Source organism: Sphingomonas sp. (assembly GCF_036388215.1).
Taxonomy (GTDB): domain Bacteria; phylum Pseudomonadota; class Alphaproteobacteria; order Sphingomonadales; family Sphingomonadaceae; genus Sphingomonas.
Map to the genome: position 1 here is coordinate 382,277 of NZ_DASVSH010000033.1, position 13,358 is coordinate 395,634.

Genomic DNA, 13,358 nt, shown 5'->3' on the forward strand with positions numbered 1-13,358 from the left:
CGTCCCCAGAGGTTTGGCAGTTACTCAATGGAGACCCTCATGGCTGCGAATGAAATGGCCGCCACGCTGCGCGACAACATCGCGGAGCTCACTTCCCGCCAACGCGCCGATGCCTGCGAGGCGCCGCTCAGCGAGCGGGCCGCCGACCGGATCACCCGCTTCACCGGATCGATGACCTTTGTGGTCATCCACTTGGTGGCCTACAGCCTGTGGATCGCCGTGAACGTTGGCTGGCTGCCGATCCTGCGCCCGTTCGATCCGACATTCGTGGTGCTGGCGATGGAGGCATCGGTCGAGGCCATCTTCCTCTCCACCTTCGTGCTGATCAGCCAAAATCGCATGGCCGCCGCTGCGGACCGTCGCGCCGATCTCGACCTGCACGTCAATCTGCTCGCCGAGCACGAACTCACCAAGCTCGCGGGCCTCGTTCAGAAGATCGCCGACAAGCTCGATATCCCGACCGACGACCCGCAGCTTCGCGAGATCGAGAAGGATATCGAGCCGGTGGAGGTGCTCGACGCGCTGGACGCGCGGCGCCGCGAGGAGGGGCTGGATCGCTGACATTCGCGTGGCCTAACCCTGGATGAAGGTTTCGAGGGCCGCGTAGGCCTGATCGTCCGGCATCTGCTCGGGCGGGTGCTTGCAAAAGAACGCGGCGGCGGGGTTGATCGGGCCAGCGAGGCCGCGGTCTTTGGCGAGCTTGGCGCAACGGATCATGTCGATTGCGACGCCCGCGGAATTTGGGCTGTCCTCGACCGACAGGCGGAGCTCGAGGTTCATCGGCACGCCGCCGAACAATTGCCCCTCCATGCGCAGGAAGCACACCTTGTTGTCGTTCTGCCAGGCGACGTAGTCCGACGGGCCGACATGGATGTTCTCGTCCTCGATCCGGCGCTCGGCGACCGATTGCACGGCTTCGGTCTTGGATTCCTTCTTCGACTTGAGCCGGCTGCGCTCGAGCATGTTGAGGAAGTCGGTATTGCCGCCGGTGTTGAGCTGATAGGTCCGGTCCAGCTTGACGCCGCGCTTCTTGAACAGGTCGGTCAGTACGCGGTGGACGATCGTCGCACCTAGCTGGGCCTTGATGTCGTCGCCGATGATGGGCACTCCCGCGGCGCGGAAGCGCTCCGCCCATTCGGGGTTGCTGGCGATGAAGACCGGGATGTTGTTGACGAAGGCTACGCCGGCCTCGAGCGCGCATTCGGCATAGAATTCGCTCGCAGCCTGCGAGCCGACGGGCAGGTAATTCATCAGCACGTCAGCATTGGTCTCGCGGAGCGCCGCGATCACTTCCTCGCGCGTGGTTTCCTCGGCTTCCGCCGGCAGGAATGTTCGGTGATCGGGATAGTCCGCCATATGGTCCGCGACACCATCGAGGACACGCCCCATTCGTACCCTGGTTCCGGTGTGCTCGATTTTCGGGCAGAATATGGCGGTGCAGTTTGGCTTGGCGAAAATCGCCTCCGCCACATCCTTCCCCACCTTGCGCCTGTCGATATCCCAGGCGGCGACGACACGGATGTCGCTCGGCTGGTAGCCGCCCAACTCCCAGTGCATCAGCCCCACTGTGTCGTTTGCGCCCTCGCGATAATGTTCGAGGCCCTGGACGAGCGAACTGGCGCAATTGCCGATGCCGACGATGGCGGCGTTGATTCCGCGCTGGTGGGGGGAGAGCATCAGGCGGCACTCCGCTCGGCGGCGAGACGCTCGTCGCGGTTCAGGTTCCAAGTCAATTCGGGGGCGGCGAGATCCGCGTCCTGTGGAATTTGCGGCGCGGCCACTGGTGAAGAGTAAGCGCCGGGGGCATAGCGATCGATCATCCAGGCGCAGAAATCGGCAAAGGCCTGCGGCTCGCGCGCGGCGCTGGTGTGGTGCGGTTCGATGCCGAGATGCGCCGGGGTGAAGCAGAAGGTGACGGTCACGTCGAAGTCGGCGAGCGCCTCCATCTGCCGGTCGAACCAGTCGAGTGCGCCGGGACGGAAGCTGTCCGCCCAAGAAAGGCCGGTGCGGATGCGGCGCGTTCCGAGCCGCTTCATCCATTCGACAGCCTCGTCAAGCCGCGGATCATGAAAGTGGAACCACTGCATCAGGCCGATCTCGTCGGCGCGGTTCGCATAGATGTCGAGCGCGGGCTTCGGCGTGCCGTCCTCGCGGATCAGGCCGAGGTAGAAATGGCGGTAATAAGACGAGCCTTCGGCCTCGCGGTGGCGCGTTTCCGCCCCCCAGCTCTGCGGCAAGTCGAACAGCGAATACCAGAAGACGCGCGGCACCAGCCCTTTCAGCAGCGATGCGGTGCGCTCCAGCCCGAACGCCTGAACCTCCTCCGCGCCGAACGAGCTGACGCCCACCTCGGTCACCCAGACGGGCTTGTCGGTCACTGCCTTGATCTCGGCGATCTTGTCCGGCCAGGCGGCGAGCGGCCACAGGTTCCAATCGAGGGGAAAGCCATGGACCGCGACCGCATCGACCGCGTCGAGGGCGCCATGCGCCTCCATCCGGCGCAGCCAGTGCGGATCGATCGGAGACATGCCGCCGAGCACGCGAGTGACCTTTGGATTGATCGTGCGGATCGCGTTGCCCGCGCGGATCACATGCTCGCCGAACAAGGCCCAATCCGGGTCCACCGTTGGATCCCAATGCGATTTGTTGTTGGGCTCGTTCCAGATCATCGCGGCTTCGATCATTTGGTATCCTCCTTTGCCGGATAGACCGCATTGGGGATGCCCCAGCCGGCATAGGGCACCGGCGCGACGCGGCAGAGATAGACTTCGTCCTCGGGTTGCGCCTCGATTGTAAAGCCGGCGGCGCGCAGCATCGCCTGGCTGCACGCCTTGTTCGGCGCCCACCAGTTGGTCCAGTCGTGCGCGAACTCGCGCTCGACGAAATGCATCTTCGGATACGCGGGATTGTCGAAATAGGCTGGGGCCTGGGTGGTGCCGGCGACGTGGAAGGGGTGGTCCTCGGGGACGAGCAACACGTCGTTCGATCCCTGCTGCATCGTCTGGAAGAGCATCAGGTTGCTCGCGACATGTTCGCGGATCAGATCCAGTGCGAGCAGCGGATGGCGGAGGTGGTAGAGCACGCCCATGAAGATCACGACATCGAACTTCCGCCCGAGCGCGCCGACGTCATAGACCGAGAGATTGCGGAATTCGACGTCTGCATAGCCCAGTTCGGAGGCGACGAAGCGGGCCTGCTCCAGATAGCGCTCGTCGCTGTCGATGCCGACGACTTCGCCCGCGCCACGCCGCTTCATCTCAAAGCTGTAGAAGCCGGCATTGCAGCCGATATCGAGGACGGATTTGCCCGCCAGATCCTTGGGCAGCGCATCGGCGAAGCGCGCGAACTTGAAGGCGGGATAATCGCCCAGGAAATGATCGGGCGCGGTGGGCACGCCGTGGATCTGGATATTCTGGAACCACGGTCCCAGCGCCTCGATCCGCCGCTTCAGGTCCCGGGTGCGGTCGAGCCGCGCGCCGATATTGGTCATGCAACTTCCTTGTTCAGGGCTACCAGCCGGCCACCCCAGGCTCCGACTATCAAGGTGCTCAGGGAGCCGGGCTCGACATCGAAGCGGAGCAGATTGTCGAGGCCGAGCCCCAGATAATGGGCGATCACGCCGCGGATCACGTCGCAATGGCTGACGCACACCACCGCGCCCGCCCAGTCGCGCCGCGTGAGGGCCTCGATATGAGCGACCGCGCGGGTGACAGCCTCGGCCATAGACTCTCCGCCCGGTGGACGAGCGGACGCGCGGATTTCGTTCCATGCACGCCATTGCGGATCGCCGTCGAGATCGGCGAAGCTGCGGCCGGTCCAGTCGCCGAAGTCGATCTCATCGAGTGCCCCGATGATCTCCACCGACGCGCCGGTGGCGTCCGCGATTGCCTCCGCGGTCTGCACCGCGCGGAGCCGGGAACTCGACTGAATCGCCGCGATCTGCTCGCTTCGCGCCAGTTCCGCCGCCAGCCGGTGGGCCTTGGCTAGGCCCGCATCGGTGAGCGGCGATCCGGCGCAGCGCCCGCTGAGAACCCGCCCGACATCGCCATGCGGGCAATGCCGCACCAGGTGCAGGCGCACGCTCATGCCCAATGGCCTTTACTTGCAAGCATCAACATAGATGCTGGCGTAACGATGGTTTACGTGAATTAGTTCCAGATAAACATAGATTAAACTAATAACTAACCTATGTTTATTATAATTTAGGCTCGGAACAAGATGAAGAAGAAGGTGTTCCTTACGCTCATGAACCGAATGCGCGCGAAGCGATACTGTTCCATATAAGTATCGATACATATTAACATAGTATAATGCGGGGAATTATAGCCGATGCCCGAACATGTATTGATCACTGGCGGTGCGGGTTTCATCGGCCGGCGGGTCACTACCGAACTGTTGCACCGCGGCCACCGCGTCCGCATCCTCGACAGCCTGCTCCCCCAGGTTCACGGCGATAGCGAGCGTCCCGAGGGGCTGGACGTCGATGCCGAGCTAATCGTCGCTGACGTCCGCGACGGGGACGCCGTCGCCCGCGCGCTCCAGGGGGTGGACAGCGTCGTCCATCTCGCCGCCGAAGTCGGCGTCGGCCAGTCGATGTACGAAGTCGAGCGCTATACCTCGGTCAACGACGTCGGCACCGCCGTGCTGTTCGAGCGGCTGATCGATCATCCGGTGCGCCGCGTGGTCACCGCCTCTTCGATGTCGATCTATGGTGAGGGCCTGTACCGCGACATGTCGGGTCAGTTCGTCGAGAATGCCGAGCGCGGAATTGTGCGCGACGGACAGAAGGTGTGGAACCCCGTCGATCTCGCCGGCCATGCCCTCGCGCCGCTGCCCACACCGGAGTGGAAGCGGCCCAGCCTCGCCTCGATCTATGCACTCAACAAATATGTCCAGGAGCGCACCACCCACATCATGGGCGCTCCTTACGGCATCGAGAGCGTGTGCCTGCGCCTGTTCAACGTCTATGGCCCCGGCCAGGCGCTCTCCAATCCCTATACCGGCGTCCTCGCGATCTTCGCCTCGCGACTTCTCAACGGACAGGCGCCGCTGATCTTCGAGGATGGCGAGCAGAAGCGCGACTTCGTCCATGTCGGCGATGTTGCCCGCGCCTTCGCCGAGGCGCTGGAGTTGCCCCAGGCGGCGGGCGGCACCTTCAACGTCGGATCAGGCGAGGAGCGGACGGTGACAGAAGTCGCCGAGGGGCTGGCCCGCGCGATGGGCAAGAACCATATCGCTCCCGAAATCATGGGTAAGGCCCGTGTCGGCGATATTCGCCACTGCTTCTGCGACACTTCGCTGGCCGAGGAGCAATTAGGCTTCAGCGCCCGCGCGAATTTCGCCGAAGGACTGGCCGAGCTTGCGGAATGGGTCGAGCGGCAGACCGCCGACGACCGCGTCGAGCATGCCCGGGCGGAGCTCGAAGCGCGGGGGCTGGTCGCATGATCGGAGCCGCCAGCCGCCCCATCCTGATCACCGGAGGCGCCGGCTTCATCGGCTCGAACCTCGCCGACCGGCTCGCTTCGGAAGGGCATGAGGTGCTCGTGTACGACGCGCTCACCCGCCCGGGCGTCGAGCGCAACCTTGGCTGGCTCAAGAGCCGCCACGGCGCCCGCATCCGCTCGGTGGTCGCAGACATTCGCGACGGCGCGCTGCTCGCGGAGGCGGCGCGCGGCGCCAAGGCGGTGTTCCACCTCGCCGCGCAGGTCGCGGTTACCACCAGCCTTCACGAGCCGCGCGAGGATTTCGAGATCAACGTCGCGGGCACGCTCAACCTGCTCGAAGCGGCGCGCCGGTCCGAGACTCCGCCGCCGGTGATCTTCGCCTCGACCAACAAGGTCTATGGCGACCTCGCCGACCTGGATTTCTCGCTGACCGACAATGGCTACCAGCCCGTCAACGCGGCGCTGCGCGCGCACGGCATCGGGGAGCACCGCCCGCTCGACTTTCACACGCCTTATGGCTGCTCGAAGGGCGCCGCCGACCAGTACGTCCTCGATTATGCCCGTAGCTTCGGCGTGCCGACGGCGGTGCTGCGGATGAGCTGCATCTATGGGCAGCGCCAGATGGGCACCGAAGACCAAGGCTGGGTCGCCCACTTCCTGATCCAGGCCCTCGAGGGCAAGCCGATCACGCTTTACGGCGACGGGCACCAGGTACGCGACATTCTGGACGTGCGCAACGCGGTCGAGGCCTATGTCGCGGCGTGGCAGCGGATCGACCGTATCTCCGGCCGCGCCTTCAATCTGGGCGGCGGCCCGGCCAATGCCGTGAGCCTCAACACCTTGCTGGGCCATATCGCCGACATCACCGGCAAACGCCCGGAAGTGCACTTCGCCGAGTGGCGAGCGGGCGACCAGCGCTATTTCGTGGCGGACGCGCGGGCCGGGCGCATGGCGCTGGGCTTGGACGTGCAGGTGCCGTGGCGCGCCGGCGTGGGAGCTCTGGCGCGCTGGCTCGCGGCCGAGCGACAATTGCCGCTGCCCGACGACGAAGCGCGCGTAATCCCGCTCCGCATGGCGGCAGCGCTGTGAAGCAAGCTCCGATGCGGGTGCTGCTGACCGTGGATTCCGTGGGCGGCGTCTGGCAATATTGCCTCGATCTGTCGCGCGCGTTGGGCGAGCGCGATGTCGATACGATCGTCGCCGTGCTCGGCCCGTCACCGGGCGCGGCGCAGCGGGCGGAGATGCGCGCGATCCCGCATGCGCGGCTGGTCGAGACTGGGCTTCCGCTCGACTGGCTGTGCGACGGTCCGGCGCCGGTGCTGGCGGCGGGCGCGCGAATCGCCGAACTGGCGCAGGACGAGCATGTCGACCTCGTCCAACTCAATATGCCGACGCTCGGCGCCGCCGCACCGCTGGCGGTGCCGGTGATATCGGTCACGCATGGCTGCGTCTCGACCTGGTGGCAGGCGGCGCGGCCGGGCGTGCCGCTGGACCCCGCTTTTCGTTGGCATCGCACGTTGACGGGGGAGGGCTTGCGTGCCGCTGATCTAGTGGTCGCCCCGAGCACTTGTTATGCGCGTACGGTCGCGCGTCATTATGGGCTCGGGCAAACCCCTCTGGTGGTGCATAACGGGCGGACACCATTGATATCGCCCAACCACCCGCCGGTGCAGGATTGCGTGCTGACGGTCGGGCGGCTGTGGGACCAGGTCAAGCGCGCCGCCCTGCTCGACCGCGTCGCCGGCCGGCTCGCGATCCCCTTCCACGCCGCCGGCGCCACTACGGGCCCGCATGGCGAGACCGTCGCCTTGGAAAACCTCCATCTGCTGGGCGAGCTCGACGCGCAGGAACTCGCCGGCCATCTGGCGGCGCGCCCGGTGTTCGTCTCCGCGGCGTCCTTCGAGCCGTTCGGCCTCGCGATCCTCGAGGCCGCTGCGGCGGGCTGCGCGCTCGTCCTGTCGGACATCCCCACTTTCCGCGAGCTATGGAACGGCGCGGCGTTGTTCGTGGCCGGCGATGACGAGGCCGGATATGCCGAAGCGATCGAGACGCTGATCGGCGATTGCGCGCTGCGGCTCCAGATGGGCGATGCGGCACGCGCGCGCGCGGAGCGATACGCGCCGGGCACGATGGCGGACGCGATGCTGGGACTCTACGCCCGGGCACTGGCGAACGGCATTCCCGGCCGGCGGGTGGCGGCGTGAGGATCGTATATTTCACGCATTCGCTGGCCTCCTGCTGGAATCATGGCAATGCGCATTTCCTGCGCGGCGTGCTGAGCGAGCTGGTCGCACGCGGGCACGACATTCAGGTCTGGGAGCCGCAAGGCTCCTGGAGCCTGGCCAATCTGCTCGCGGACCATGGCGACGCGGGCCTCGAACCGTGGCGCCGTTCCTATCCCGAGCTCCACTCGGCAGCCTACACGCCGATGTGCCTGCTCGAAAAGATGGTCGAGGGCGCCGATCTGGTGATCGTGCACGAATGGAACGAGCCGTATCTCATTGCCAAGCTCGGCGGGCTCCGCCGGCTCGGCGCGCCTTTCACCTTGCTCTTCCACGACACGCACCACCGCGCGGTGAGCGAGCCCGAGGCGATGCAGGCCTATGACCTTTCGAGCTACGACGGCGTGCTGGCATTCGGCGAGGCGCTGACGGAAGTCTATCGCGGCTGGGGCTGGGGCGGACGCGTCTGGACCTGGCATGAGGCAGCCGATCTGCGGCGCTTCCATCCTCCCGAACAGGAAGGCGAGCGCAACGGCCTCGTCTGGATCGGCAATTGGGGCGATGGCGAGCGCACCGAGGAACTCGAGCAGTTCATGTTCCGCCCGGCGCGGGATGCGCGAATGCTGCTCGATATCTACGGCGTTCGCTATCCAGACGAGGCGAAGTCGATGCTCGCCCGCTACGGTGCGCATTATCATGGCTGGGCGCCCAACGCCGCCGCGCCCGAAATATTCGCGCGTCACCTCGCCACCGTGCATGTGCCGCGGCGTTATTATGCGACGATCCTGCCGGGCATACCGACGATCCGGGTGTTCGAAGCGCTGGCCTGCGGCATCCCATTGGTCTCGGCTCCCTGGGAGGATGCGGAAGGACTCTTCCGCCCCGGTGAGGATTATCTGATCGCCCGCGACGGCGAGGAGATGCAGCGCCATTTGGCCGCGATCCGCCGCGATCCGGATCTGCGCGCATCCCTGGTCGCCAGCGGACTGGAGACCATCCGCGACCGCCACAGCTGCGCGCACCGTGTGGACGAACTGCTCGAAATCGTCGCGAGCCTGACCCAACCGCAAGCCGCGAGGAACGCCGCATGAAGATCGCCTTCTACGGATCGAGCCTGTTGTCGTCCTATTGGAACGGCGCGGCGACCTATTATCGCGGCATCCTCAAGGCGCTGGCCGGCCACGGCTACGACATAGCCTTCTACGAGCCGGATGCCTTCGAGCGCCAGCAGCACCGCGACATCGGGCCGCCGGAATATGCGCGGTCGGTGGTGTATCCCGCGACCGAGGCGGGGCTGCGTGGCGTGCTCACCGAAGCCCGCAATGCGGATATCGTCGTCAAAGCCAGCGGCGTCGGTGTATTCGACCGCGAGTTGCTGGAGGGCATTATCGCGCACTCCCGCGCCGATGCGTTGCGCGTCTTCTGGGATGTCGACGCGGCCGCGACGCTGGAGGAGATGCGCGGCGATCTCTCGCATCCGGTTCGCTGCGCACTCGCCGATCTCGACATGGTGCTCACTTATGGCGGCGGGCCGCCGGTGATCGACGCATATGAGGGCTTCGGCGCGGCGCGGTGCATTCCGGTCTACAACGCGCTCGATCCGGAGACACACCATCCCGCCCCCCCCGATCCGCGCTTCGCCGCCGATCTCGGGCTGCTCGCCAATCGGCTGCCCGACCGCGAGGCACGGATCGAGGAGTTCTTCCTGCGCCCCGCCGCAGCCGTGCCCGGCAAGACCTTTCTGCTCGGCGGCAATGGCTGGCACGACAAGGCGATGCCCGAGAACGTTCGGGCGGTCGGTCACGTTGGCACCGCCGACCACAATGCCTTCAACTGCACGCCCAAGGCCGTGCTCAACGTCGCGCGCGATTCGATGGCGGATATCGGCTTCTCGCCGGCCACCCGCGTGTTCGAGGCAGCCGGCGCCGCGGCCTGCCTGATCACTGATGCCTGGGAAGGCATCGAGCTGTTCCTCACCCCCGACGAGGAAGTGCTCGTTGCCCGCGACGGCCAGGATGTCGCCGAGCACCTTGCCGCCCTCACCCCCGAGCGCGCCAGAGCGATCGGCGAGGCGGCGCTCCGCCGCGTAATCGCCGAGCACACCTACGCGCTTCGCGGCGAGCAGGCGCACCGCATCTTCCAGTCCCTTCAAGCGCGTACGCGGGAGGCCGCATGAAGCTCGTCGTTCTCGGCCTCAGCCTCGGCTCGTCCTGGGGCAATGGTCATGCCACCACCTTCCGCGCGCTGCTCGCCGCTTTCGCTGCGCGCGGACACGACGTGCTGTTCCTGGAGCGCGAAATGCCCTGGTATTCGGGTGTCAACCGCGATCTCGTCGATCCGGATTTCTGCCGCCTCGAATATTATGCAAGCCTCGATGACCTGAATCGCTGGAACGGCGAAATCCTCCGCGCCGATGCGGTGATCGTTGGATCCTACGTGCCCGACGGCGTAGAGGTCGCTCGCTACGTCCAGCGCCATGGCCGCGGCGTCACGGCCTTTTACGACATCGATACGCCGGTAACCCTCGCCAAGCTGGCGCGCGGTGACTTCGAATATCTCTCGCCGGCAGTGATCCCAGGATTCGACCTTTATCTCTCCTTCACCGGCGGGCCGACGCTGCGCCGGATCGAGCGCGACTATGGCAGCCCGGCGGCGCGGCCGCTTTACTGCTCTGTCGATCCCGCTGCGTACCGGCCGATGGAGGTCCCGAAGCGCTGGGACCTGTCCTATCTCGGCACCTACAGCCCAGACCGCCAGCCGACGCTCGACCGGCTGCTGATCGAGCCCGCGCGGCAGCGGCCCGATCTGCGCTTCGTAGTCGCCGGGCCGCAATATCCGTCCGACATCGACTGGCCGGGCAATGTCGAGCGGATAGAGCATCTGCCGCCCGTGGATCACGCCGCATTCTACAGTGCTTCGCGTTTCACGCTCAACGTCACCCGGGCCGACATGATCGCCGCCGGTTGGTCGCCCTCGGTCCGCATATTCGAGGCTGCCGCCTGTGCCACGCCGATCATCTCGGACCGATGGGATGGCATCGAGACGCTCCTGATGCCCGGCAGAGAATTGCTGATCGCGGACGAGGCGGCGGACGTGCTCGCCGCACTCACACGCGATCCACGTCCCATCGGCGACGCCGCCCGTGCGCGCGTGCTGGCCGAGCATACCGCCACTCACCGCGCCGCCGAACTCGAAAGCCATCTTCTCGGCGCACGCAAGCGCCTCGCATCCGAAAGCAAAGGAAGCCTGCACATGATCAACCCGCCTCTTACCCTGGTCGCCGGCGGCGCCGGCTTCATCGGATCGCATATGTGCGCGGAGCTGCTGGCGCGCGGCAATCATGTCGTCTGCCTCGACAATCTCCAGACCGCCAATCCCTCGAACCTGCGCGAACTCGAAAAGCATCCGCGCTTCGAGTTCGTCGAGGCGGATGTCGTCAATCCGCTGCCGCCAGCAATTCTCGATCGCGCCGAGCGGTTCGCGCGAATCTACAACCTCGCCTGCGCCGCGTCGCCCCCGCAATATCAGGCCGATCCCGAGCACACGATGCTCACCAACGTGCTCGGCACCGATCATCTGCTCCGCCTTGCCGAGCTTTCGGGCGGCCGCTTTCTGCTCAGCTCCACCAGCGAAGTCTACGGCGACCCAGAAGTTCACCCCCAGCGCGAGGATTATCGCGGCTGGGTGAGCTGCACGGGCCCGCGCGCCTGCTACGACGAAGGCAAGCGCGCCGCCGAGGCGATGGCGTTCGACTTCGCTCGCATGGGCCGCGCCGAGGTCCGCGTGGCGCGCATCTTCAACACTTATGGTCCGCACATGCATTGCGACGACGGCCGCGTCGTCTCGAACCTGATCTGCCAGGCGCTGCTCGGCCGCGAGCTGACCATCTATGGCGACGGCAGCCAGACGCGCAGCTTCTGCTACGTTTCCGACCTGGTCGAAGGGCTGATCCGCTTGATGGAGAGCGACGTGGACGGGCTCGAGCCTGTCAATCTCGGCAACCCCGCCGAACTCACCGTCACCGAACTGGTCGATCACATCGTCGCGCTGACCGGCACCAATGCCCCGGTCGACTATCGCCCGCTACCGATCGACGATCCACGCCGCCGCCGGCCCGATATCGGCCGCGCACGCGAATTGCTCCGCTGGGAACCCCGCGTGCCCTTGGCCGAAGGACTGGCCCGCACCTGCGCTTGGTTTGCCGACGAGCTCGGCGTTGAGCCGCGCCGGGAGGAAGTTTTGGTTGTCGCTGCCGAATAGCTGGTGCGCTGTGGGCAAAGTCGCATTCCATCGAAGAACGCGGCGCTGGTCACGAATCAGCGCGTAGGCGCGCGATCTGGCCCATCGCGGCGACATTCGTCCGACTTCGTCTTAGGCGCGTTTGTCCAGGTTACGCGGCACTCGCAGTGACCGTCGTCCCGAAGGCGGAGACAGGGGTATTCCTGCCGTCCTGCTTGTTTAGCGGGAGCCCCGGAAAAAGACATGAGGCGATTAGACGCCTCCTCGAAAGCCGCGGCTGGTGGCCGACGGGTTGCTGCGGCCTTGGTGAATCAGATCCCCGGCCGCGTAGGAGTGGCCAAACCGCTTTGCACACTTCAGGGCCTAGTCTCGCGGGGGGAATGCAATATTTATGGGCTTTCGTTGCGCCAATGTTGGTGCTCCCAACAAAGCCTTGGCGAGACACGGGCGCATATTCATGGATATCGCATTAGTGGTGCCGGCTGCAGGAATCGAACCCGCGACATCCAGTTTACAAAACTGGCGCTCTACCAACTGAGCTAAGCCGGCATCCGTGGCTCCAATGGCTCATGGCACTCCGAAGGTCCAGCCCTCGGTTCGCGCGAGTTCGCGGGTAAGCGCTGCCGGCTGCCACAACTCTTTCTGGCCGGCGGCGATGCGGAGCCAGGCGGCGGAGAGCATCGCATCCGTTGCGTGGTCGTCATAACGGACGAGCGGCGCATGGGCCTCTGATCCGAAGGCGGAAAGCATGGTATCGAGCGTGGCGGCGTCGCGGACCTTGGACAGCCCCTTGCGCATGCCCGCCAGTCGCGCCGCGAGCGAGGTGTAGATTTCGACGAGAAGCGGCCCGGTTTCGGGCACCGGATCGAATGGCCACATGCCGATCTTGCCGCGCAGACGGTTGAGGACGCGCATCCCTGTCAGGCTCGACTTGCCTACCTGCGACGCACCGACGAGGTTGAAGCAGCTATAGGGCGACAAGCGCATCTGTTCCTGGCCATGCTCGCATATCCGGAAGCGGCCGCGTCCCGGCGGGAAGAGATCGCCGCAATCGCCGCGCTGGCGGAAATGACGGCGCGCGTCGGGATGCGCGACGAAGCTCGTGACGCCGAGATGCGGGTCCCCGGCGCTCATTTCGTCGACCAGCGCCCAGAGCGACTTGGCCTCGGGTGGCGAGCGGCTCCAGCCGGGGAAATATGCGCCCTCGTCACGGAAAGGAAAGGCGGGGGAGAGATCCAGGCCGATCAACGCGCGAGTGCCTTTTGCCTCCAAGTCCAGGAGCCAGCCGAGGATGTCCTGGCGCGACCAGTTGCGGTGGATCAGTTCGGGCGCGGCGGTTCCCTCGCCGCAGCGCGCGACGGCGAACCCCTTTGGCCGCTCGACCGCCTGGCCGGACCAGTCGATGGCGATGAATTGGGTGAAGCCCGTCACCTAGATCCCCCGGAGGGGGAGG

12 protein-coding genes and 1 tRNA gene are annotated in these 13,358 nt (G+C 65.8%); 7 read left to right on the forward strand and 6 right to left on the reverse strand.

The window, feature by feature from the left end:
• Positions 1-39: 39 nt before the first annotated feature.
• Positions 40-561 carry a DUF1003 domain-containing protein gene (locus VF617_RS16060; RefSeq protein WP_331015914.1) on the forward strand — a complete coding sequence of 174 codons (522 nt, stop codon included), beginning with the start codon at positions 40-42 and terminating at the stop codon, positions 559-561.
• 12 nt (positions 562-573) lie between these two features.
• Here the strand turns inward: VF617_RS16060 and VF617_RS16065 are convergent, their stop codons facing one another.
• From VF617_RS16065 to VF617_RS16080, 4 genes are read right to left on the reverse strand one after another with little or no spacing between them, the layout of a single operon-like run.
• Complete coding sequence (locus VF617_RS16065) at positions 574-1,677, reverse strand: inositol-3-phosphate synthase (RefSeq protein WP_331015915.1); 1,104 nt, start codon at positions 1,675-1,677, stop codon at positions 574-576.
• On the reverse strand, positions 1,677-2,684 hold the full coding sequence (locus tag VF617_RS16070; RefSeq protein WP_331015916.1) for a glycosyl hydrolase: 1,008 nt from the start codon (positions 2,682-2,684) through the stop codon (positions 1,677-1,679). Before VF617_RS16070 ends, VF617_RS16065 begins: the two co-directional genes overlap by 1 nt.
• Positions 2,681-3,490, reverse strand: a complete 810-nt coding sequence (locus tag VF617_RS16075; protein ID WP_331015917.1) for a TIGR04290 family methyltransferase — start codon at positions 3,488-3,490, stop codon at positions 2,681-2,683. The genes VF617_RS16070 and VF617_RS16075 overlap by 4 nt, the downstream gene beginning before the upstream one ends.
• The gene (locus VF617_RS16080) at positions 3,487-4,086 is read right to left on the reverse strand and encodes a histidine phosphatase family protein (RefSeq protein WP_331015918.1); all 600 of its coding nucleotides are present in this window, start codon (positions 4,084-4,086) and stop codon (positions 3,487-3,489) included. Before VF617_RS16080 ends, VF617_RS16075 begins: the two co-directional genes overlap by 4 nt.
• A gap of 243 nt (positions 4,087-4,329) precedes the next feature.
• On the opposite strand from VF617_RS16080, the gene VF617_RS16085 reads away from it, so the two are divergent.
• From VF617_RS16085 to VF617_RS16110, 6 genes are read left to right on the forward strand one after another with little or no spacing between them, the layout of a single operon-like run.
• A complete protein-coding gene (locus VF617_RS16085; protein ID WP_331015919.1) occupies positions 4,330-5,445 on the forward strand; it encodes an NAD-dependent epimerase/dehydratase family protein in 1,116 nt (371 codons plus the stop codon).
• Positions 5,442-6,533 carry an NAD-dependent epimerase/dehydratase family protein gene (locus VF617_RS16090; protein WP_331015920.1) on the forward strand — a complete coding sequence of 364 codons (1,092 nt, stop codon included), beginning with the start codon at positions 5,442-5,444 and terminating at the stop codon, positions 6,531-6,533. Before VF617_RS16085 ends, VF617_RS16090 begins: the two co-directional genes overlap by 4 nt.
• An 11-nt stretch (positions 6,534-6,544) precedes the next feature.
• Positions 6,545-7,648 (forward strand): glycosyltransferase family 4 protein, encoded by a 1,104-nt coding sequence (locus VF617_RS16095; protein ID WP_331015921.1) that lies wholly within the window; start codon positions 6,545-6,547, stop codon positions 7,646-7,648.
• Positions 7,645-8,757 (forward strand): CgeB family protein, encoded by a 1,113-nt coding sequence (locus tag VF617_RS16100; RefSeq protein WP_331015922.1) that lies wholly within the window; start codon positions 7,645-7,647, stop codon positions 8,755-8,757. The genes VF617_RS16095 and VF617_RS16100 overlap by 4 nt, the downstream gene beginning before the upstream one ends.
• Positions 8,754-9,842 (forward strand): CgeB family protein, encoded by a 1,089-nt coding sequence (locus VF617_RS16105; RefSeq protein ID WP_331015923.1) that lies wholly within the window; start codon positions 8,754-8,756, stop codon positions 9,840-9,842. Before VF617_RS16100 ends, VF617_RS16105 begins: the two co-directional genes overlap by 4 nt.
• On the forward strand, positions 9,839-11,926 hold the full coding sequence (locus tag VF617_RS16110; protein WP_331015924.1) for a bifunctional glycosyltransferase/UDP-glucuronate decarboxylase: 2,088 nt from the start codon (positions 9,839-9,841) through the stop codon (positions 11,924-11,926). Before VF617_RS16105 ends, VF617_RS16110 begins: the two co-directional genes overlap by 4 nt.
• A 452-nt stretch (positions 11,927-12,378) precedes the next feature.
• Here VF617_RS16110 and VF617_RS16115 read toward each other — a convergent pair.
• Both VF617_RS16115 and VF617_RS16120 read right to left on the reverse strand, forming a co-directional pair.
• Positions 12,379-12,454, reverse strand: a tRNA-Thr gene (locus VF617_RS16115).
• A gap of 18 nt (positions 12,455-12,472) precedes the next feature.
• Positions 12,473-13,336 carry a hypothetical protein gene (locus VF617_RS16120; protein WP_331015925.1) on the reverse strand — a complete coding sequence of 288 codons (864 nt, stop codon included), beginning with the start codon at positions 13,334-13,336 and terminating at the stop codon, positions 12,473-12,475.
• Positions 13,337-13,358 lie beyond the last annotated feature (22 nt).